Origin of the sequence: Methanobrevibacter sp. V74 (assembly GCF_963082495.1) — an archaeon.
Classification (GTDB): domain Archaea; phylum Methanobacteriota; class Methanobacteria; order Methanobacteriales; family Methanobacteriaceae; genus Methanocatella.
The window spans coordinates 468,330-490,234 of record NZ_CAUJAN010000001.1 but is presented as its reverse complement, the minus strand read 5'-3'; the positions used below and the strand labels follow the sequence as shown (position 1 = coordinate 490,234).

21 protein-coding genes are annotated in these 21,905 nt (G+C 27.1%); 8 read left to right on the top strand and 13 right to left on the bottom strand.

Features of this window, described 5'->3' with window-relative positions; genetic code table 11:
- Positions 1-1,355: 1,355 nt before the first annotated feature.
- The 3 genes from Q9969_RS02370 (at position 1,356) to Q9969_RS02360 (ending at position 6,788) form a co-directional block, all read left to right on the top strand.
- Positions 1,356-3,017, top strand: a complete 1,662-nt coding sequence (locus Q9969_RS02370) for a right-handed parallel beta-helix repeat-containing protein (RefSeq protein WP_305554024.1) — start codon at positions 1,356-1,358, stop codon at positions 3,015-3,017.
- Positions 3,018-3,136: 119 nt separating this feature from the next.
- The gene (locus tag Q9969_RS02365) at positions 3,137-4,627 is read left to right on the top strand and encodes an Ig-like domain-containing protein (protein WP_305554021.1); all 1,491 of its coding nucleotides are present in this window, start codon (positions 3,137-3,139) and stop codon (positions 4,625-4,627) included.
- Between the two features lie 1,975 nt (positions 4,628-6,602).
- Entirely contained in the window at positions 6,603-6,788 is a 186-nt protein-coding gene (locus Q9969_RS02360; protein WP_342766052.1) for a transposase, read from the top strand.
- A gap of 68 nt (positions 6,789-6,856) precedes the next feature.
- Here the strand turns inward: Q9969_RS02360 and Q9969_RS02355 are convergent, their stop codons facing one another.
- On the bottom strand, positions 6,857-7,051 hold the full coding sequence (locus Q9969_RS02355; protein ID WP_342766051.1) for a transposase: 195 nt from the start codon (positions 7,049-7,051) through the stop codon (positions 6,857-6,859).
- Positions 7,052-7,435: 384 nt separating this feature from the next.
- Here Q9969_RS02355 and Q9969_RS02350 point away from each other — a divergent pair, with 384 nt between their 5' ends.
- A complete protein-coding gene (locus tag Q9969_RS02350) occupies positions 7,436-7,666 on the top strand; it encodes a hypothetical protein (RefSeq protein ID WP_305554017.1) in 231 nt (76 codons plus the stop codon).
- Between the two features lie 27 nt (positions 7,667-7,693).
- On the opposite strand, the gene Q9969_RS02345 is transcribed toward Q9969_RS02350, so the two are convergent.
- The 3 genes from Q9969_RS02345 to Q9969_RS02335 form a co-directional block, all read right to left on the bottom strand.
- Complete coding sequence (locus Q9969_RS02345) at positions 7,694-7,975, bottom strand: winged helix-turn-helix domain-containing protein (protein ID WP_305554014.1); 282 nt, start codon at positions 7,973-7,975, stop codon at positions 7,694-7,696.
- On the bottom strand, positions 7,905-8,177 hold the full coding sequence (locus Q9969_RS02340) for a helix-turn-helix domain-containing protein (protein ID WP_305554011.1): 273 nt from the start codon (positions 8,175-8,177) through the stop codon (positions 7,905-7,907). Before Q9969_RS02340 ends, Q9969_RS02345 begins: the two co-directional genes overlap by 71 nt.
- A gap of 332 nt (positions 8,178-8,509) precedes the next feature.
- Positions 8,510-11,848 carry a hypothetical protein gene (locus Q9969_RS02335; RefSeq protein ID WP_305554008.1) on the bottom strand — a complete coding sequence of 1,113 codons (3,339 nt, stop codon included), beginning with the start codon at positions 11,846-11,848 and terminating at the stop codon, positions 8,510-8,512.
- Positions 11,849-12,475: 627 nt separating this feature from the next.
- On the opposite strand from Q9969_RS02335, the gene Q9969_RS02330 reads away from it, so the two are divergent.
- Together Q9969_RS02330 and Q9969_RS02325 are read left to right on the top strand one after the other, a co-directional pair.
- Positions 12,476-12,832, top strand: coding sequence for a hypothetical protein (locus Q9969_RS02330; RefSeq protein ID WP_305554005.1), 357 nt, complete (start codon positions 12,476-12,478; stop codon positions 12,830-12,832).
- Between the two features lie 292 nt (positions 12,833-13,124).
- Positions 13,125-13,682: a hypothetical protein gene (locus Q9969_RS02325; RefSeq protein ID WP_305554003.1), complete on the top strand. Its 558-nt coding sequence runs from the start codon at positions 13,125-13,127 to the stop codon at positions 13,680-13,682.
- Here Q9969_RS02325 and ung read toward each other — a convergent pair.
- From ung to Q9969_RS02285, 8 genes are all read right to left on the bottom strand, one after another.
- Positions 13,679-14,338 carry a uracil-DNA glycosylase gene (gene ung, locus Q9969_RS02320; RefSeq protein ID WP_305554000.1) on the bottom strand — a complete coding sequence of 220 codons (660 nt, stop codon included), beginning with the start codon at positions 14,336-14,338 and terminating at the stop codon, positions 13,679-13,681. The two genes, Q9969_RS02325 and ung, sit on opposite strands and share 4 nt — an antisense overlap.
- Positions 14,339-14,350: 12 nt before the next feature.
- Complete coding sequence (locus tag Q9969_RS02315) at positions 14,351-14,821, bottom strand: pyridoxamine 5'-phosphate oxidase family protein (RefSeq protein ID WP_305553997.1); 471 nt, start codon at positions 14,819-14,821, stop codon at positions 14,351-14,353.
- 15 nt (positions 14,822-14,836) lie between these two features.
- Positions 14,837-15,280, bottom strand: a complete 444-nt coding sequence (locus Q9969_RS02310) for a hypothetical protein (protein ID WP_305553994.1) — start codon at positions 15,278-15,280, stop codon at positions 14,837-14,839.
- Between the two features lies 1 nt (position 15,281).
- On the bottom strand, positions 15,282-16,424 hold the full coding sequence (locus tag Q9969_RS02305; protein WP_305553991.1) for a toxic anion resistance protein: 1,143 nt from the start codon (positions 16,422-16,424) through the stop codon (positions 15,282-15,284).
- Positions 16,425-16,436: 12 nt separating this feature from the next.
- Positions 16,437-17,012 (bottom strand): zinc ribbon domain-containing protein, encoded by a 576-nt coding sequence (locus Q9969_RS02300; RefSeq protein ID WP_305513110.1) that lies wholly within the window; start codon positions 17,010-17,012, stop codon positions 16,437-16,439.
- Positions 17,013-17,020: 8 nt separating this feature from the next.
- The gene (locus Q9969_RS02295) at positions 17,021-17,923 is read right to left on the bottom strand and encodes a hypothetical protein (protein WP_305553988.1); all 903 of its coding nucleotides are present in this window, start codon (positions 17,921-17,923) and stop codon (positions 17,021-17,023) included.
- Between the two features lie 75 nt (positions 17,924-17,998).
- Positions 17,999-18,439, bottom strand: coding sequence for a D-aminoacyl-tRNA deacylase (dtd, locus tag Q9969_RS02290; protein ID WP_305553985.1), 441 nt, complete (start codon positions 18,437-18,439; stop codon positions 17,999-18,001).
- Entirely contained in the window at positions 18,440-19,396 is a 957-nt protein-coding gene (locus Q9969_RS02285) for a malate dehydrogenase (RefSeq protein WP_305513116.1), read from the bottom strand.
- 503 nt (positions 19,397-19,899) lie between these two features.
- Here Q9969_RS02285 and Q9969_RS02280 point away from each other — a divergent pair.
- The gene (locus Q9969_RS02280; protein ID WP_305553982.1) at positions 19,900-20,550 is read left to right on the top strand and encodes a hypothetical protein; all 651 of its coding nucleotides are present in this window, start codon (positions 19,900-19,902) and stop codon (positions 20,548-20,550) included.
- A 24-nt stretch (positions 20,551-20,574) separates the two neighbouring features.
- Here the strand turns inward: Q9969_RS02280 and Q9969_RS02275 are convergent, their stop codons facing one another.
- Positions 20,575-20,853 (bottom strand): zinc ribbon domain-containing protein, encoded by a 279-nt coding sequence (locus Q9969_RS02275; RefSeq protein ID WP_305553979.1) that lies wholly within the window; start codon positions 20,851-20,853, stop codon positions 20,575-20,577.
- A 60-nt stretch (positions 20,854-20,913) separates the two neighbouring features.
- Between Q9969_RS02275 and Q9969_RS02270 the strand changes: the two genes are divergently transcribed.
- Entirely contained in the window at positions 20,914-21,711 is a 798-nt protein-coding gene (locus Q9969_RS02270; RefSeq protein ID WP_305553976.1) for an amidohydrolase family protein, read from the top strand.
- Positions 21,712-21,905: the final 194 nt, after the last annotated feature.

The following is a 21,905-nucleotide window of genomic DNA, read 5'->3' as shown; positions in this document are numbered from 1 at the left end:
AGTGGTTGACCAATGGGGGGGCGGATATTGGTCATCATTTCGTGATCATAGTTGATAATTATCTTTGGAAAAATGGTTTTTTTTTTCGGACAATATTTACTATTTTTTTTCTTTTCTGGGTGTCCGCCAAAAATCTAAAATTAATTTTTGAAACTGATTAAAACTACTTTAATTCAAAAACAAAGAAAAATTTGCATCAAAAAAATTACTTTTGGCGAACACCCATCATAAAAATCTTGAATCTGGATCATTTACACTTAATTACATCATTTTTTCCAGGATTCTTTAAGCTTTTCTTCGAGTGTTTCAAGCTTTTTTGTAAATTTTTTTTTCAGGATTTTTCTTCTGGATTGTTTTAAGAGGTTTTTTTTTACTTGAAGCTCTCAATTTATCTTTGGTCTCCATCATTTTTAAGAGGATTTATTGATTTTCTCTTACTGTTTCTTGGAATTTTTCTTTGTTTGTTAATATGATTCAGGAATACTAATTTTTCCAGATTCATCGCCCAATTCCAAATCTTCTTCTTGATCCAATTTATAATACTTTTCTTCCAAGTGTTCTTTTCATGATTATTTTTAATTGTTGTTCATTGGTTATTATTTTTTAAAGATGTTTTTGCTTTAGTTCCATCTAAAACTTAAATGGCGGATTTTTTTCTTTTGCAAATCTTTAAAAGTTGTTTTAAAAGCTTCATCAATTAAATCAGGTATAATTCAATTTGAATCTTATAAAATTGTCCCTATAAACTGGCTTTTGCATGCCTGCTAAGTACATATAAGCAATATTCAGTTCTTGTTCTTCTCTCAATTAGGAGAAGACAATCCACCATCAAATAACACTCATCAAAACCAATCCTAAGCAACATTTTCACGAGGATAAGCAGGTTCACCAGGCTTGTCACGAAAAACTCCTTGTTAGCTTCGGAACAATCAATTTGATCAACCACATTTTTAATAAAAATAACACGGATGACCTTCAGGAATCAAATTACTCAAGTCCATAGGCACCAACATAGTCTGATTAATAGTATCATCTTTTAAAACCATAAATAAAACAACCATAAATATTAATATTTATAATAAAAGATTGTACTTCATAGTATATAAAATTAAAGGAAAAAAATAAGCGAAAAAAAATTTTAAAAATTAATGAGAGTCATGTCCCATCCTGACAAATTTTTAAAAAATACTTAAATTAACCACAATTTATAAATATTATTATACTTATATAACTGATTTAGGGCATTTCAAAAAAATTAATTAATATATTTTTAACTTTTTTCAATTAAAATTGATGGTTCTATAAAAATATCAGTTAAGTTATTGAAATGTACTAACTAATAAAAGGGGGTGAATATGATTAATAAAAAAATGTTAACATTAGGAATAATATTTTTGTTTATCTTAATTATGAGTATTAGTTCTGTTTCAGCTAATAATATAACTATTGATAGTAATTGGACTAGTAATGATGTAAATAATTTATTCAATCATAATTCTGCAATGGGTTATAACCTTTCTGATGGTGATACAGTCTCTTTTAATACAACATCTATAGATAACTTCAATAACATCAAATTCAATGTAAATAAAGAAGTTAAAATTTTAGGTAATGGTATTAAACTTAAAGGTTCAAATAATATTGTTGGTATTACATTAAAAACAAACAATATTTTAATCGATAATACTACTTTTGAAGGATATAAAACAGCAATAACCAATGTTAATAGTATTAGTAATATAACACTTCAAAATTCAAAATTTTTAGAAATAAATATGTACAGTAGTTTTTCTTCGATTACAGATTTAAAGATTAATAATAACATCTTTAATAAAACATCTGGTGTTGGTACTGCTATTTTAATAAAAGATTCTAGAAATATTGATGTTTCTTTTAATAATATAGGTGAATATTATCATTATGGAATTATTATTCAAAATACACATTATTTTAATGTAAACAATAATCGTGTTGTTTCATTTAAGATTAGGGGACAATATAACGATCCATTAGTATCTTCAGGTAATCATTATGGTATTTTAATGCAAAACAGTACTCATAGTGAAATTTTCAATAATTATGTTGAAAAATTTTATGAACCACTTGATAATGCAAAGAATTCTTCATACTCAAATGTTTATAATAACACAGTAAACATGTCATTTTGGGGTATAAAATTTAGTAACGGACATAATGGACGTGTTTACAATAATACCGTAAAAGATCCTCAAATTGTAACAGTTAAAAAAAGTTATTTTGTATTCCATATGAGAGGTAATGGGGTTTATGTTTTAGAAGGTGGTAGTAATATTACAATTGAAAACAACAACCTTATTAATGCAGGTATTTATATTAAAGAAAATATGAATACTTCTGTGAGAATTATAAATAATACTATATTTAACAGCACAGCACAAGGTCAAATTGATTTCATAATACCTTCTTATAAACCAACAACTAAGAGTGGTATTTATATTGAAGGCACATATGGTGGTTTTGTCCTAATTGAAAATAACACTATTTCCCACAACGCATATTCTGGAATTGAAAGTGATTCTGATGCAACTACAATTATTAAAAATAATAAAATTTATAATAATACTAATGGAATTAGTGCAACAAATGCAAAAAACCTTTTTATTATTGATAATTTAATCTTTGATAATGAAAATAATGGAATATTAATTAAAAAAGGGAATAATGTTTATATATCAAGTAATGAAATTTTTAACAATACTTATGGAATATCTGTAAGCAATGGTAAAAATTATACTATTGAATTTAATAACATATCTAAATCTGAAATTGGTATTGCATTAGGTCATTATACTAACAATAATGAAAATACTTACAAAATATCTGAATCCAAAGTAGCAAATAATAATGTTACTGATAATTCTAAAGATGGTATTCGTGTTTTTGGTGATAATAATACTATAATAAATAATATCATTAATAGAAACAAATTAAATGGATTGACTATAGAAGGAGACGGAATAATTATTTATCTAATTTAACTATTATAAATAATGGTAATGGAGTTATTTTTGTTGAAAATAAAAATAAGCAAAAAAATAATGGAAATAATACATTAAACAGAAGTTATATAGCTTCTAACAATGGTACTGGTATTATAATGAAAAGTAACAATGATGTTGTTATTTCTTCAACTATTTTAAAAAATAATGGTGGATTCATTGTTAATGGAACTAACAATACCTTAAATTATAATCGCATTTATAAAAATTGTAACTCTAATGGATTAAATAATACTGGAAACAACACCAATTCTGAATTAAATTGGTGGGGTGTTAATAATGCTTTATCACAAATAACAGATACTGGAAATAACTTAACATTGAGTCACTGGTATGTTTTAATGTTATCTGCTGATGAATATACTACATTTGTTAATGCAACTTTAAATCCAGTTAATAAATATAATGTAACATTAGGATATAAATTAAATACTAATATTGATATTTTAAATGATCCAAGTTTATTACCTTATTTCAATGTTGCTGTTATTGGACCATACAATCAAACAACAACTGGAGATATAAGGAATACTACTTTAAGTTATTTTGCTATAGGTACTGATAATTATTTCTCTATACAATCTTTATCTGATGATGAACATGTGATATTATCTATATTTTTATCTAAAATGAAAACAATTACTACAATTACTGCAGATGATAAAACTTATGGTGAAAATGCAACTGCAAGCATCACACTAACAGACATAAATGGAAACCCATTAACAGCTAATGTAACCATTAATGTAAATGGGGTAAATTACACTATTAATGTGATAAACGGAAACGGAATCTTTGTTGGATCAATCTTAGACGCAGGAAACTACAATATAACTGTATATTATCTAGGTGGGAATAACTATTATAGTTCCAACGACACAGATACTTTCAAAGTCACACCATTAAAAACAATTACTACAATTACTGCAGATGATAAAACTTATGGTGAAAATGCAACTGCAAGCATCACACTAACAGACATAAATGGAAACCCATTAACAGCTAATGTAATTGTTAAATTAAATGGTGTTGAATACAAAGTTAAAGTAGTAAATGGTAAAGGAACATTTATTGGTTCAGTTTTAGCAGGTGGCAAATATATTATTAGTGTTTATTATCTAGGTGATAATAATTATTATAGTTCAAATGCTTCAGATACTTTCAATGTTAAACCATTGAAAACAATCATTACAATAAAAGTTACTAATGTAGGTCATGGTAAAAAAACAAAAGCTGAAATTACCTTAACTGATATCAATGGCAAAGCATTAACTGCCACTGTAATTGTTAAATTAAATGGTGTTGAATACAAAGTTAAAGTAGTAAATGGTAAAGGAACATTTATTGGCCCAATTTTAGATTCAGGAAAATATACTATTAGTGTTTATTACCCAGGTTGTGAAAATTACACAGCTTCTTCTAACTCAACAGAATTCATAGTTAAAGAAAATAAAATAATTCCTAATAAAACAGACAATATTAATAAAGCTTCAGAAAGTGTTATAAAAAGTACTGGAAACCCAGTAACTATTATATTAGCTGGATTTTTATTAATTATAAACTGTATAATACCGAAATATAAAAAATAATTTTAGGAAAATCTTTGATTTTCCATTTTTCTTTTTTTAAGAGGTTTGTCAATAAATCTGTAATTTAATAATTTTACTTATTTTTCCTATTTTTAAATTAAATTATTCTCTATTTTCATTATACTCTATTTTAAAGTATTATTTTTAATTTTTTCAAAAATTTTTATTTCGCGATTTTTTTGCGATTTTTTTTTATTCTGGCAGGATGGGACATGAAATTTTTTAATTTTTCATAGAATTTTTTTTATTTTAAAAATTTTTTGCAATAATTTTATTTTTCAGTTGTTTCTATTGTTTATTTTGTTGTATATTCTTTTTTAAGTTGTGTCTTATTGTGTATAGTTTAAATTCTGTATTTTACTTGTTTTAAGTCTGTTGTTGTGAATTTTGTTAGGTTTATGTTTTGTTTCATGTTTGTAAATGGTAGTTTCTGCTGTTTTTTTGAGCGTATTTTTGTAGATTTTTTTGGGGGGCTTTTGTGGTTTTCTATTTTTCTTTGCATTTTTATTTTTGAAATTTTTCCATAGTCACTGATTATTCTGTATCGTTGTGTTTTTACTGCAATATTCTTGTACTGGGCAGTTTTTGCATTCTTTGGTCCAATGTGTGATTCTTGTTTTGTTTTTGTATTGGTATTCGCTTTTTTTTCTATAGTGGTTGACCAATTGGGGGGGGGAAGATATAGGTCATCATTTCGTGATCATAGTTGATAATTTATCTTTGGAAAAATGGTTTTTTTTTCGGACAATTATTATACTATTTTTTTTCTTTTCTTGAGAGTTTTCGTGAGGATATGTAACCGTCAAGGTCCATGTTTTTCAAGATATTCTGTGTTTTTCATCTGTTGAATAGTCATTATCTGCACTTACTTGGTAATTAACAGGCATTTTCATCGTTATATTTCTGTTAAATTTGATTGTACTTGTTCCATTTAATGGAACAAGTTTCGTAATGGTCTGTTGGATTGTATTGTTATGTATGATGCTAGGATTATTCTTTTATGTGAGTCTACAGCAATCTGTCCATTGTAATACAAATTCCCCATTTTTACCTTTTTTTTATTAATCATAAAAATCTTGAATCTGGATCATTTACACTTAATTACATCATTTTTTCCAGGATTCTTTAAGCTTTTCTTCGAGTGTTTTCAAGCTTTTTTGTAAATTTTTTTTCAGGATTTTTCTTCTGGATTGTTTTAAGAGGTTTTTTTTACTTGAAGCTCTCAATTTATCTTTGGTCTCCATCATTTTTAAGAGGATTTATTGATTTTCTCTTACTGTTTCTTGGAATTTTTGTTTGTTAATATGATTCAGGAACACTAATTTTTCCAGATTCATCGCCCAATTCCAAATCTTCTTCTTGATCCAATTTATAATACTTTTCTTCCAAGTGTTCTTTTCATGATTATTTTTAATTGTTGTTCATTGGTTATTATTTTTTAAAGATGTTTTTACTTTAGTTCCATCTAAAACTTAAATGGCGGATTTTCTTCTTTTGCAAATCTTTAAAAGTTGTTTTAAAAGCTTCATCAATTAAATCAGGTATAATCCAATTTGAATCTTATAAAATTGTCCCTTATAAACTGGCTTTTGCATGCCTGCTAAAGTACATATAAGCAATATTCAGTTCTTGTTCTTCTCTCAATTAGGAGAAGACAATCCACCATCAAATAACACTCATCCAAACCAATCCTAAGCAACATTTTCACGAGGATAAGCAGGTTCACCAGGCTTATCACGAAAAACTCCTTGTTAGCTTCGGAACAATCAATTTGATCAACCACATTTTTAATAAAATAACACGGATGACCTTCAGGAATCAAATTACTCAAGTCCATAGGCACCAACATAGTCTGATTAATAGTATCATCTTTTAAAACCATAAATAAAACAACCATAAATATTAATATTTATAATAAAAGATTGTACTTCATAGTATATAAAATTAAAGGAAAAAAAATAAGCGAAAAAAAAAAATTTTAAAAATTAATGAGAATCATGTCCCATCCTACCTCATAAAGAAAAAAAGAATTAATATAATTCTAGACAATACAAGGATTCACACAGCAAAAATGGTTCAAAAAGTTGCAGAAATATCAAATATAAATCTAATATATTTAAAACAATATTGTCCTGATTTAAGCCCCATTGAAAATGTTTAAAGAGTAATCAAAAAAAAAACAATATATAAAACCAATTAATAATTCTGAAAAAGAATTATAGTTAATTACTAAACTTTTGGTATAAATGTTTCGAGCCATTTGTCATAAACTTTTGTTCCAGAAATCGATTCATTATATGTTTTTATAGTTAATTCTTGTAGAAATTCTTTTGATTTAAGGTAATAATGTTTTATTTCTTTTTTCATTTGTCTCCATATTTGTTCGATTGGATTTAGGTGAGGAGAGTATGGTGGAAGGTATATTAGTTCAATATTAAGATATAAATGCTATTTTTTTTGATAAATACGGATTTGTGGACATTGTAATTATCTAGAATTAAACATATTCTTTGTTCGGTTTGCATTTTTGTTATTATGTCTTCTTTTTGTAATAGGTTTAATGTTATTTTTCTTCTTATTTCTCTTCTTTTTTTCACATTATTGAGGGATTCTCTATTGCAGTGTTTTTCCAATGATTCTAGTGATTGTGGATGTGGTATTGTCTTTATATTTTTTCTAATGTTTTTAAAATTTTTGCTGTAAAAATTTCATTATTTTTGTTATTTTTCATTAATAATTTGTTTATGTCTTTATCAGTTAGATTAACATCGGATATTATTTTGTTTAATATTTTTACTGTATTTTTCATTGTTAGTATTTGCTACTCTTAATTTTAAAAGTGCTATTGCAATTTCTGGTGCTGTTGATGAATTTGTGATTGTGATGGTTGAATTTCCATTTATTGTTAGTGATCCTGTGGCGTTGATTTTGAATTTGTATGGATTTACACAGTTTGTGTGTGTTTTGTTCCTTGTTTATATAGTGATTTTTGAGTATAGGGTTCATTTTGGAATGATGCTTCATCAAATAAGATTATAATATCATTTGTTGTTACATTATATTCTTCTAAGTTTTTTTTAACTGTTCTTCAGCATCTTTTGGGGATTTTGAAAATTTAGGATATGCTTTGCTATAATTGTATTCTAATTTCTTTATAATTTTTCCTATTTGCTTTAAACTATAATCTACATTGAATTTTTCATTAACAAGTTTATGTACGTCTTTCATTGAAATATTGGGTGTTTTTTCAATGATTTTGTCTAATTCAATTAGTTGATCATAAGTTAATTTTGATGGTCTTCCACCACCAAAAGATGGTTTTAAACCTTCTAATCCTATCAGATTCACATGTTTTAATCCATCTGTGAACTGTTTGGTAGGATTTTCCCAATATATTTGCGGCATTAGTTATGGTATTTCCTTCACTAACTATTTTGACTGCAATTAGCCTTTGATAATACCTATGGTAAGCCACATAATTGCTGATTTCTTCATCCAAAGCGATTTTTGTCATTTTGTTAAAAACATTAATTTTAGATTTTCCAGACATATTTTATAATTTATCCAACATCTATAATAAAAGTTTGGTTAGTAACTATAGTTAGTTGTTTATTATAAAAATAAAGCACATAGTGATAAATGCATAATGGTAGATTTGATTTGTCAAGATTATTAAATTGTTGAATATTCTTTAAAACTCAAAACTGAAAAAAATATACTACTAAAATTCAGAATAATAAATTGGATTGTTTCAATCTAATAAAAAAATCAAAAAATCTCTAAAACAAATTTTAAAGGATAACCTTTAATAAAAAAAATAAAAAAAATAGAAAAACAACAAATAATATGTGTTTTTATTAAACACATAAAATTTATCTTTTTCTAAATGGAACTAATACTAAAATTAAACTTAAAAATAAAAAAAACTACTAATGGGTTTCCAGTTCTAGGTGAACTTGAAACATTTAGAACTGTTTTTTTATCAGGTTCTTTATTACTAATATTTGTATTATTATCAGGTTTTTTTATTATTATCTTAGTTACATTAGTTTTATTTGTACTATTAACAGTTTCATTAGTTATATTATTTCCTGCAATAGCAGTATTAACTTTTATACCAGTACTAGTTGTATTAAATAGAATATCTAAACTTATAGATTCTCCAGGAGCCAATACTCCTTTATAAGTCCATTTATTTTTTCCATCAAAAGTCCATTTATTATGTTTATCTATGTAAGATAAATAAACTAAGCCTTTAGAGTATTTATTATCTTTAATATAAACACCAGTTAAATTACAATCACCAGTATTAGTTACAATAATAGTAAAACTAACAGTTTCACCTACTTTAACAGTTTTATTATTTGAAATTTTTACAATAGACATTTTTGGAGTGCGAACGGAAGTAGTGTTATTGGTAGTTTTATTTTTAGTTTCATTAGATGAAGAAACTATAACATTAGTGAAATTACCGGATTTAAATGTATTAAACACAACAACAAATTCTACAGATTCATTAATATTCAATTGATTTTTGTAAATCCACTTACCATTTTTATAATTCCAATTATTTCCTTCATCAATATATGAATCATAAATTAAACCATCATATTTTTTTTCAAATACAGTAACATTATGAAGGATTGTATCACCCATATTTGTTACTCTAATTATGAATTTCACTTTTTCTCCATTTATAACAGTCTTATTTAAAGTAATTTTTTCAACTTTCAAATCATAATTATTTCCCATATATGTAATATTAAATAGGAATAAATTTTGAGTTGTTGAACTGCCTGCACTATAAAAATTAAATAATACTTGAGTACCATTAGCTAATATTAAACTAGCATTGTAATTTGGTACGCGGAATCCAGAATTATATAATGCAATTACTTCTTTAGTTAAAGTATTATTACTGTTTCTAAAATCACCATCTGTAAAGTCCCATAAACTGAAAGTTATGTTATCTTTTTTATCAGTAAAATAGTTTTTATAAATTAAAATCTTTAAGTATTCACTAACATCTTCACCAGTTAATTGATTAAGTGCTAAACTAAGATTATTTAATAAATAGACATAATCTGGGAAGTTTAATGTTCTTTGTAAACAATATCCTTTTAACCCTTCTTTTAAATCAACTAAATAAGTAACATTATTAACATGTTCCACTTTTACTGTAGTAGTGTTAATATCTTCTATTTGATTAGGAGTTAAAGTATTATTGCTTTGATTTAATTCATTTAATACATAAATTTCTTTATTTTTTAATGCATTATTGTTTTTAAACTTATTGTTTTTAATAGTAGCATTTTCAGCATAGATAATTCCATATCCTTTAGAGGTGTTGTTTTCTAAATTACTATTGGTTAAAACTAAATTTCCACTAATGATTGCAGATCCATCGTAGGCATTGTTGTTAGTGAAATTAGATTTATTAATAGTAGCATTGACATGACTAAATAATCCTCCACCATTTACTGCAGTGTTTGATTCAAAATTGGATTCTTTTATATCTGCATTAGATCCAACAAAAACACCACCACCAGCGTATTTTGCAGAATTATTGATAAAGTTATCATTTTCTGAATTTAACACATCTGCATAAATTCCACCACCATGGTAAATTACCTTGTTGTTAGTGAAGTTATTATTCTTAGAATTTAATTTTGGAGAATATACTGCTCCAGCATATTCTGCACTATTATTATTGAAATTAGAATTATTAGCGATAATTTCATTATAAGCACTTATTGCTCCACCCAAGCTTTTTGCATGATTATTTATAAAATTGGAGTTATCAACTTCAACATCTCTTACAGAAAAGATTGCTCCACCTTCCTCATCAGTAGCAGAGTTGTTAGTAAAAGTTGAATTATTAACAACACTTTTTTTATTGGAGTATATTGCACCTCCATTGCCAGCAACATTGTTGGTGAAATTTGAATTATTAATTTTGACTTCTGATTGTGCATGTACTGCTCCACCACTACCTGATGTAGCAGAGTTGTTGTTGAAGTTTGAATTAACAATTTCAATACTGATTCTAGCATATGCTGCTCCAGCGCTATTTGATGTAGCAGAGTTATTAGTAAAGTTTGAATTAAATATGCGACCAGTGTCATATGATGCAATAGCTCCACCATCGCTGTTTGCTTTATTACCAATAAATTCAGAATTGTTAATTAAGTATTCAACATTGGAATATATTGCTCCTCCACCGTTTATTGAAGTATTATTAACAAAAACAGAATTATTTACAGTAGTATTTTTAGCATATGAAACTCCACCTTGACCTTTTATAGATGTATTATTAGTAAAAATAGAATCAGATATGATTAAATTATAATAAGCTCTTATAGCTCCACCTGAACCATCTGCAACGTTATTGGTGAAATTAGAATGAGTAATACGAATATTATCTGCCAGTACTGCTCCACCATTATCTTCATTTGCATAATTATTTATAAAACTTGTATTAGATATATTCAAATTTCCAGATCTGAGGTATATTGCCCCACCTGAACCATCTGCACTATTATTAAAAAATTTACAATTAATTATAGTAAGATTTCCTGAATTAAAAGATATTGCTCCTCCATTTCCAGTAGTTTTTCCATTTATAAATGTTAAACCATTTATAATAATATTTTTATTATAACCTATTGAAAATACTCTATTTATGCCATTAGCATTGATTATTGCACTTCCACCATTTATAGCCTGTAGAACTAAATTTTTATTTATATTAATATTCTCAAGAATATAAGTTCCATCAAGGAAATAAATTTTATCATTATCATGAGCAATTGAGTATGCATTAGTCCAATTTGTTGGATCACTACTAGACGAACCAGTACCGTTACCATTAGAACTAATATAAAATGTATTGCCTGATCTTGATGGACCTGATTTTAACATTTTATTAATACTATGCTCAATAGTGTTTGTTGAATCATTTTCAAAAGAGACTGTTTTATTATTAAGAATAGCATTTTCATTAGTATTTATGATGTTTTCACTTGGGTCAGTACCAATATCAGATGTTTTATCAACACTGCCGCTATTGAATCCATCATCATGAATATTACTAATAGCATCATTAGAATTTAGATTATTATCTTCCATCATCACAGTATCATCTGTGTCTAATGCAGATACTGAAGAAATGGTTAAAAATAATGAAAGCATTAATAGTAATATAATTATTTTTTTCTTCATTTTTTTAACTCCTTATTTTTTAGATAGGAATTTCATATACATTTAATTTTAAATAAATCAATGGTGATTCTGTCTAAATTCTTAAAATAAATTTAGCTTAATCCAATTAGACTTATTTTTAAATATATAATATACTACCTTTCTCTAAATTATATTTAAATTGCAAATGAGAAACTATATTTTTAGTAAAATATATTATTCATTTCATCAACCTAAAGATTTCTCTATGTTAGATATAATTATTAACATATTACAATTTTAGATTTAAACAAAAAACAATTTATTTAAATCATGTTCATTATTTATATAAATAATATATATATAAAATTTTTGTTTAATTTAAATAATTTATACTCATTTAAAAACTTGTGGGATTTGAATTTTATATATTCAATATATCATAAAATATAATTTAGAATTTCATGTTTAAAAAATAATATGATAATATATTTAATAATTATAATTATAATCTAATATTTAAATAAAATTAGAAAAATTAACTGATAATCTAAAAATATTCATACTTCACTTAAATGAATCCAATATCAAAACAGAAAATATCCACATGTTTCTGAAAGAACATGATTTAACAAATTATTTAAATATTTAAAATAAATTAAAAAAAATATGGAAATTACAGCTAGTGAAATGAAAAAATCAATTAAAAGGATATATGAAAAACTTGATAAAGTCTCTCCTGTTAATTTTGACTGCGGAAAATTATGTGGGGAAATATGCTGCGTTTATGATTCAGAAGACTATAAAAACGAAGAACTAGCTTTATATCTGCTTCCTAGTGAAGAATTGATGTATGAAGACAGCTCTGATTTTGACCTGTATTATATTGATTCATCTGAAATTAAATATCCCCATTCCTGGAAAGGCAAAATTTATTTAGTTAAATGTAGAAATCCGCCAAAATGTGATAGATCAATTAGACCAATTCAATGTAGAACATTTCCATTAATACCTCACTTTAGATAAAAATGGTATTTTTCACTTAATTTTTGATGACAGCGAATTTCCATACAAATGCCCTATTGTTAATGGCCATATTAAACTAAATGAGGAGTTCATCCAAACTACTTATGAAATATGGACAATGATTATGGCAAACCCCCTAGTTTATGATTTAGTTGATATGGACTCAAGAATGAGAGATAATAGAAAAACAGATTATGATATTGTTATCTAAAAATATTTTATACAGGAATAATCATAAATTGTTATCATGTTTCGAAGAATCTTAATTTTTCTTTTAGTATTATTCATATTAATGAATGCAGTTAGTGCAATTGATCCATCAAATTGGACAACCTCGACTGTAGGATATGAGGAATTTAAAATACCTCCAAAATATGAAAATCCTTATAGCAGTGACTTTAATATGTATGAATACAGCGAAGATATTGATGAATTTACAATAAGATATGTTAACCCCTCAATAATGGAGTTATATGGATATTTCCTTGAACATAACCACGCACAAAAAGTAAAAGTAGATGGCCGTGATGCAGTTCATTTCACTAACTATGACCGGCATGATGGAAAAAATAATTCAAAATTATGGTTTTCAGCAGGTGAAGAGTTCTATTATATTACATGGAGAGGAACTAACATTACAAAAACCGTTGAAGAAGTAGTTAAAAGCGTTTCTGATTCAAAATATTCTCATGATGAGTTTTATGATATTTTAAACAAAGAATATCAAAACTACAAAATTGTACATGGAATTGAATCACAAAGAAACGACTATCCACGCAGTGGTTATAATGAACATCATTCTTTTATATCTGTTGGAAATAACGGAATTAATTTTGGAGTAATGACTTAAAGCTCCCAATTAATTTCATCCACGTCATTTTCACTTAAAAATTCGTTAGCTAACTTAAAATGATTAGACCCAAAAAATCCACGTCTTGCAGAAAATGGAGATGGATGTGAAGTTATCAAAACTAAATGATTTGAGTTAGTTATTAATTCCTTTTTCCTTTCAGCTTGTTTTCCCCATAATAAAAATACAATAGGTTGTGTTTGATTATTTAATATTTTAATTACATTATCAGTAAATGTTTGCCATCCACATTCACTATGGGAGTTAGCATTACCCTCTTCAACTGTCAAAACAGTATTTAGTAAAAAAACCCCTTGTTTTGCCCAGGATTCCAAGCAACCAGATTCAGGAATCGGACAATTATATTCAGCATTGATTTCTTTAAAAATATTTTTAAGAGATCTTGGAATTGGCCTGCCATTTGGTGTTGAGAAAGCAAGACCGTGAGCTTGACCTGCTTCATGATATGGGTCTTGCCCTAAAACAACCACTTTAACATTACTAAGTGGAGTTAGTTTAAAAGCATTGAAAATCTCATCATATGGAGGATAAATGCTTTTATTTGAATATTCACTATCAACAAAGTATTTAATATTTTTAAAATATTCTTTTTTAAATTCATCATCTAAAACCAAATCCCAATCATTTCCAATCATAATAAACCCCGTTTAATTTTCTTCAACTATTTTACCACTCATATGCTCAATAGTAATTTCAAAGACTTCAGTTTCATCCAATAGTCTTCTGATTTCATCAGCAGTTTCTCCATGTGCCTTGTTGAATTTATCTCCAAGACAGGTTAATTTTTCAATTTTTTCATCATTATCCTTCAATATTCTGATTCTTCCAAAGACAATAACGCTTTTAAATGTATAAGACCAGCAATCATCATTTAAAACTCCATTGTTCACAACACAATAGGAAACTTTATCACAACGCATTATAGCATCATTTTTATGTCCTTCCATAGCCCCATGGAAGTATATTTTACCATCAACATATACATGACTCATAGGAACTGCATAAGGATAATCATAATCACCTAAAAGAGCCAATACTCCACTAGGTTGATTAGTTAATATTTCAATGCATTCACTTTCTGTGATCTCTTGACCTTTTCTTCTCATTTTTCTAAACATGACATCCTCTAAAATTCATAAAATAGCACTGATTGCAAATATTAAAAATATTATAATAACACATAAGCAACATGAAAATATAATAGAATAATTATTGTTTCCTTTAGTTTTATTTGGATTTTTTAACTCAGTTGGATTTAATGCATATTTTTCATTATTATTATATACATTCCAAAGTTTAATCGCAACCCAAAATGACCTTATAATTCCAACAAACATAATCAAAAAAGCAAATAGGAATACCACATAAATTGGATTGGCAGTGAAATATGGTGGCAATTCATAAATTACTAGATAAATAACATAGAAAAACCATGGCATTTCATAGATTATTCCTTCAATAATCCAATTTCTATTATTATGCTTGGAGCCTATGTAAATAAATCCAAAACCATTTATAAACATTATAAATGAAAGAATAACCCACCACGATTTTAAAAATTTTTCGAATATATTCATATTATTCAATTAAATTATTATTGGATATCTCAATTTTCTCAACGACTTTTTGACCCTCCTGAGCCATGTCGCTAAACATATTTATTGTTTCCTTCATTTGAGGTAATGCTTGAACTTTATAAGTACTTACATCATTAATAGCTTGAATAGCTTCTGCAAAAGAAGTTTTTAAAACTTCAGGTGAAATCATAGTCTCAGCACTGTGTTTTTGAATTTCACTTCCTTGTTCTTTAAGCATATGGGAAGTTGATTCAATGATATTTTCAGTTGTTTGATTTAAAATATTGATTTTATCCATAACAATTTTCTGGTCATATAATGCACTTGCAACCATAACGCCAGTTCTTAAAGCTGAAATGGTTACATTTTTAGCACGGTTGACTCCACGAATCAATTCTTTATTGTTACGTCTTATAACATTTAAAGAAACAATGCCCTGTTGGTTTACAACAATCATTTGCTGCATATCCATAATCCTCTGTCTTAATGGGAATAATATTTCTTCACGAACAAATGCAATTTTATCTTCTGATACTCCTTCAATTTCAGCAGTTTGAATTTGAGCTTCGATTGATTGGTCCATTTGCTTACCAAGTTCAATATCAGCAAGTAATTTATTTGTAACTTCTCTTAAATAATTTTCTTCATTTAAAAGGGTAGTGTTGTCATTTTGTAATACTTTACTGCTTTTATCAAGAGATTCTACAATTTCAGAAATTGCAACTTCCGCTTTTTGGTATTTTGCAAAGTATTTTCTAACTGGGTTCATGAAATTACTTAAAACACCTTTTTTAGCAAAATCAACTTTACTTGGATCTAAATCTTTCATTTGTTTATTAAGTTCCAATAATTGATCTCCAATATTGTCAGCATCTTTTCCACCTTTTGTTAAATCAACAAATCTTGTTGATAGCATTTCATTGTGTGAAGCAGATCTTGACATTTCATTTAAACCAAAATTATCTAATGGTTTTAAAATACTTTCTCTTGCTTGAGGATTGTCTAAGTCTGTTTCAAATATTGCTCCTGCATTATCATTTGCTTGTTTTTTAAGATTAGAATTTTCTAATTTTCCTTTTTCTTCATTTAAAGAAATTTCTACATCTTGTTTTATTCCATCTACATCAAGTGAGAATTCAGCCATTTTTATCACCTACTAATTTAAAAAATCTATACTATTCTTATCAACTTTTTCTCTAAAAGTATCAATAACTTTACCATCTTTAATAATTTCTACAGTCACATGGTCAGGATTAGGCAATTTATAGGTTGTATAATATCCAAAACTAATTGAAAACTCAGATTCATAATAAATATTTTCTAAAGTTTCTATATCATGACCAATTTCCGTATCATTTGAATCATAATACGAAGTTTTTACATTATATCCATCAATATCATCTGGAACACTATTAAATATAGCATTAGCATATAATGTGTAGCTTGCCTTTGAATCACTGTCATTATTATCCCATCCGCCAACTTCAGTTACTGTTAAATCAACATGACCAACATCCTGATTATCATGGTCATCTACATCTGCAAATGAAGTTAAAATAAGTATTCCACCAATAACCAAAACAATAGCGATTAAGATAATAAATATTGAACCATTTGAAAACAAATTAGAATTGAATTTACTTTGCTCATCATCCATACTATATCCGCAATCCATGCAGAATTTTGCATCTTCAGGCAATTGTTTTCCGCATTTTGGACAATTTTTAGTCATATCATCACCTAATACTCTTTGACAGAATCTATTAAAATTTCCATATCATCTAATAAATCATCAACATCATCTTTTGAGTTTTCATCAGAACTGATATTAATAACCAATTCATTTGTCAAATCTTCAATTTGATTGATGATTCTTTTCATAGCATCAATTTTATTATTAATTTCACCCCTAACTCTTGGAGTATCTTCTGCAGCCAAATTAATAATATTTAATGCAGCATTTGATTGAATATTAAATAACTTTTCACAATTATCAATAATTCTGATAAATTTGTCATGAGTAATTTGAGGAGGTTCAAATCGTTTTTTAATTAAATTGCGAACAACATCCTGTTTGACACTAAATAAAACATTCAAATTACTAATTTCATTTTCATATTCTTTAAGAGATTCAAGTCCAACAATTTCATCCACTTCAATTTTATTCGTATCTTTTTTATATGTCTTAGAAGTTGAAGCAATGCCTTTGGTTTGAGCTTCCACATATTTATCTAATTTAAAAATATGATATAAATAGATTAAAGGGATAATAAATAGAATAAGTAAAATTGCCATTAATAGTGCATTTTTTGCGAATATAATGGAAATACTTACACAAATTAAAATTACATAATATAATCCTAAAATCCAAGGAATACTCTCATGTAAGTATAATACATCTTGAGTATCACCAAAACTTCTTTTAAGTCTTACTTGTGAAGCCGCTTTTGATAGTGGAGCATATTGTAAAATTTCATCGTCTGTTAAAATACCTTTTTTTGGCTCAACAGTTAATCTAATGTCAGACAAGGTTTCACTATATTTAATCGGTTTTCCATAACTATCATAAGCTTTCAATCCTTCAAACTTTAAAGGCGAAGTTAATCTTTTAATTTCACTTGATTTTGGTGTTTCACTTGTCATTGAATTTTACGTCCATGATTATATAAATTAATATATTGAAATAAATGTTCTTAAATATTTGTATTTAATTTGTTACTAATTAAATTCTTTTTCTAAAAGAATGGTGACAGGACCATTATTTGATAAATTAATTTTCATAAATTCCCCAAACATGCCCGTTTCAACACAGATTAATTCACTACATCTATCTGTGAAGTAATCAAATAGTTCCGTTGCCTTATCAGATGAGAGAGCCTTATGAAAAGAAGGCCTATTTTTCTTTGTATAAGCATATAAAGTAAATTGTGGTACCAATAAAACTTTACCTCCAATATCCATGACAGATTTGTTCATTTTACCATGTTCATCCTCAAAAATTCTTAATTTAGCCAGTTTGCGAGCTAAATAATCAGCTTCCCTAGTGGTATCCATATCACCGAAACCCACTAAAACCATTAAACCTTCATCAATTTCGCCAACTATTTTCCCCTCAACTTCCACACTGGCTGAAGTAACTCTTTGAACAACAAGTTTCACTCAATCACCTAAATCAAGTTCTTTTAAAACTTCACATGTTGCATCTCTAACCGTATGTGCCGCTTCATAAAACTCTTTTTTCTCAATGTCGTTCATGTGAATTTGAACAATAAGAGCAACTCCGTTTTTAGTAATAACCGCCGGAACACCTAAAGATACATCTTCAACCATTTCAATTTCACCGTCTAAAAAGCTGCTAACTGTTAAAACTCTATGAGAATCAGTGATAATAGTTGACATTAAATTTGAAATAGCAAAAGCAGGACCATATTCTGTTGCTCCTTTTTTAGAAATAATTGTATTTCCAGCACGTTTTAGCTGGTCTACAAGTCCCGTAATGTCCAGATTAACATATTCAACGAAATATTTAAGTGGAATACCTCCAATGGTTGTTGAGCTTAAAAGTGGAACCATATGATCCCCATGTTCTCCAATAACCCTAGTGTGGACTTCAGAACTGTTAATATCTATTTGTCTTGAGAAATAATTTTTTAATCTTAAAGAATCTAAGTGGTTTCCGACACCAATAACTTTACTCTTTTTAAATCCGGATGCTTTAAGTGCAATTGTTGTCATGACATCAACAGGATTTGTTGCAACCAGTATTATAGACTCTGGAGAATATTCCGCTATTTTTTTAGCATAATACTTAACGATTTTTGCATTTGGAATAGCAAGGTCTAATCTTTTCATTCCTTTTTCCCTATGAATTCCAGCTGCAATCAATACAATGACCGAACCAGCAATGTCATTAAAATCTGATGATGGGGTTAGCTTACAATCAATATCACGGGCAGCTAATGCATCATACATATCATAGGTTTCCCCTTTTGCTCTTTCAAGACTTTCAGGTCTTGAAAACATGACAATTTCATCAACTGTGTCTTCACGTGCAAGAGTAAATGCAACATTCTTACCTATAACTCCAGTTGATCCTAAAATACTTACTTTAACCATATTGTTATATCTGTTTTCAATATAAAAATAGCTTACTAAAATTTAAAATGATTATTGAACTAAATAAAATAACTTAAAACTAATAAAAATATTAAATTTAATTGATACTAAAAACACTATCCATTCATTCTACAATAGATTTTATATTACTTTAAAAATTTAAATAACAACATGGCAGATGAAGATTTGAAACCCAAAACAATGCAATTAGGATAATAAGTAGGGTTATCTTTACGGATTAAATAAAAAAATACCTGACGAAAAGTAAAACACTATTTCAGAAAAATCTAAAAGAAATGATTTTCTAGAAGGCAATGTACAAGTAACTGGAAGGCCTGAAGGATGGAGATGTCTTGAAAAAAATATGTCAAAAGTTGATTTAAAATAATTATTGAACTAAATAAAATAACTTAAAATTAATAAAAATATTAAATTTAATTGACAATAATAAAATTCATTCATTCTACAATAGATTTATATTATTTTAAAATTTAAATAACAACATGGCAGATGAAGATTTGAAACTTGAAACAAAATGCTATGACGCTAATGAGTACGGTTATCTTTACGAATTAAATAAAAGAATACCTGACGAAGAATTTGAAAAAGTAATACCCTATTTCAGAAAATTTAAAAGAAATGACTTTGTAGAAGGCAATGTACAAGTAACTGGAAGGCCTGAAGGATGGAGATGTCTTGAAAAGAATGTGTCAAAAGTTGAAGAAATTCTTGGAATAACAAACACTTTAGAAAAAAGACAAAATAAAGTAAAAGAAGCATTTAAAGATCCGATTAAAAAAGTAAACCTAATTGATCAATCTTACGAATGGTTAAAAATGTTATTTGAAAAAAGCGGAACAAGACCTGAACAAGACTTATCCAGACTGGCAGTTCACTCTACTAAGATATATGACCCTCAAGATAGTTTTAAAAATGGAGCTAGTGAAGGTGAAGGTGAATTATTCATATACACACCTCATGGCATGTGGTATATAATAAATAATTGTGGAAAATATGCAGATAAATCCCTAAATAATGTTCAAACACCCCAAGGTGGAGCAGTAGGTCATAGATTAATGTATGATGATTTAATTGACAGGCTAATTAGAATATACAGTGGAGAAAACTTGTATTCTGGTGAAAAAATGTATTAACGGTTGATACTCATCTAAATAGTATTATCTAACAAATGTAAAATACACCAATATAATAAATAATCCTACACCGACAACTACAGACAAAACCCAATTGAAAAATGAATAAATTAATGCTGCAATTAAAAAAATAATTAAATAGGCAAAAGTCGCAACATTGCTCCTATGATAAATAGAATTGATTCTTTTTACAGAGCGGTTATCCAATTTAGCACCACAATTACTGCAAACAGTCTCCTGAGGTGAAATAATCTTATTGCAATCTGGACATCTATCAACTTTCATGTTAATTAATATATACATTTATACAAATAAATATTTTAGTTATAAACAAGTAAAATTATCTTAAGGTGGTTAAATAATATGAAAAAAATAGTAAACGCACATTGTCATATTTACCCAGAAAAAATAGCAGATAAAGCAGTGAGGGGAATCAGAGAGTTTTATGATTTAGATATGTCATTAAACGGTAAAGTAGATGGTTTACTAGAGGATGGGGCAAAAGTTGGAGTAACCCATTATTTAGTTCATTCTGTTGCAACAATCCCAAAACAAGTTAAATCTATTAATGAATTTATAGCTGAATCAGTTAACAAACATCCTGACAAATTCATTGGATTTGGAACCTTACACCCAGATAGTGAAGATTTACAGGGAGATTTTGATTATTTAATAGAATTAGGCTTAAAAGGTGTTAAACTTCATCCGGATTTTCAATTATTCGCTATGGATGAAGACCGTGCATTTAAAATAGGTGAGATAATTGACAAAGCCAATGTGCCTATGCTTGTTCACTGCGGAGATTTTAGATATAATTACTCAAATCCTGAACAGATTAAAGCATTTTTAGAAAAATTTCCAAACATAACATTCATTGGAGCTCATTTTGCAGGTTGGAGTATTTGGAAAGAAGCAACTGCAAAATTAGCCGGTACGCCTAATTTATATGTTGATTTAAGTTCAAGCTTATATAATTTAACATCAACTGAAGCGGTTGATTTAATCCATGCATATGGAAGTGAAAAAGTACTTTGGGGTACTGATTATCCAATGTGGGACTCTGCAAGTGAAATGGAATACTTTAATAAACTTGATTTAACTGATAAAGAAAAATCACAAATTTTATTTGAAAACGCCTCAAGGATATTAGATATTGATTAAATTTTTTATTTTATAAAATTAAGTTAATAGAAATTCGATAATAAAGATTATTTTAGTTCACATATTATCAAACAAAAAAAATCATGAAATAATTGAGAAAATTATATGTTCAATTATGTATTAATCTAAACAACCTATTAGAATTACTTTTATAAATTAATGGGAAAATTTGCATAATTTAATTATAAACAACC

What these genes read in the sequence shown, in the direction of transcription:
- Q9969_RS02370 (WP_305554024.1), top strand. Translation starts at nt 1,356, where the DNA reads ATGATTAATAAAAAAATGTTAACATTAGGAATAATATTTTTGTTTATC.
- Q9969_RS02365 (WP_305554021.1), top strand. Translation starts at nt 3,137, where the DNA reads ATGAAAAGTAACAATGATGTTGTTATTTCTTCAACTATTTTAAAAAAT.
- Q9969_RS02340 (WP_305554011.1), bottom strand. Translation starts at nt 8,177, where the DNA reads ATGTCTGGAAAATCTAAAATTAATGTTTTTAACAAAATGACAAAAATC.
- Q9969_RS02335 (WP_305554008.1), bottom strand. Translation starts at nt 11,848, where the DNA reads ATGAAGAAAAAAATAATTATATTACTATTAATGCTTTCATTATTTTTA.
- Q9969_RS02330 (WP_305554005.1), top strand. Translation starts at nt 12,476, where the DNA reads ATGGAAATTACAGCTAGTGAAATGAAAAAATCAATTAAAAGGATATAT.
- Q9969_RS02325 (WP_305554003.1), top strand. Translation starts at nt 13,125, where the DNA reads ATGAATGCAGTTAGTGCAATTGATCCATCAAATTGGACAACCTCGACT.
- ung (WP_305554000.1), bottom strand. Translation starts at nt 14,338, where the DNA reads ATGATTGGAAATGATTGGGATTTGGTTTTAGATGATGAATTTAAAAAA.
- Q9969_RS02315 (WP_305553997.1), bottom strand. Translation starts at nt 14,821, where the DNA reads ATGTTTAGAAAAATGAGAAGAAAAGGTCAAGAGATCACAGAAAGTGAA.
- Q9969_RS02310 (WP_305553994.1), bottom strand. Translation starts at nt 15,280, where the DNA reads ATGAATATATTCGAAAAATTTTTAAAATCGTGGTGGGTTATTCTTTCA.
- Q9969_RS02305 (WP_305553991.1), bottom strand. Translation starts at nt 16,424, where the DNA reads ATGGCTGAATTCTCACTTGATGTAGATGGAATAAAACAAGATGTAGAA.
- Q9969_RS02300 (WP_305513110.1), bottom strand. Translation starts at nt 17,012, where the DNA reads ATGACTAAAAATTGTCCAAAATGCGGAAAACAATTGCCTGAAGATGCA.
- Q9969_RS02295 (WP_305553988.1), bottom strand. Translation starts at nt 17,923, where the DNA reads ATGACAAGTGAAACACCAAAATCAAGTGAAATTAAAAGATTAACTTCG.
- Q9969_RS02285 (WP_305513116.1), bottom strand. Translation starts at nt 19,396, where the DNA reads ATGGTTAAAGTAAGTATTTTAGGATCAACTGGAGTTATAGGTAAGAAT.
- Q9969_RS02280 (WP_305553982.1), top strand. Translation starts at nt 19,900, where the DNA reads ATGGCAGATGAAGATTTGAAACTTGAAACAAAATGCTATGACGCTAAT.
- Q9969_RS02275 (WP_305553979.1), bottom strand. Translation starts at nt 20,853, where the DNA reads ATGTATATATTAATTAACATGAAAGTTGATAGATGTCCAGATTGCAAT.
- Q9969_RS02270 (WP_305553976.1), top strand. Translation starts at nt 20,914, where the DNA reads ATGAAAAAAATAGTAAACGCACATTGTCATATTTACCCAGAAAAAATA.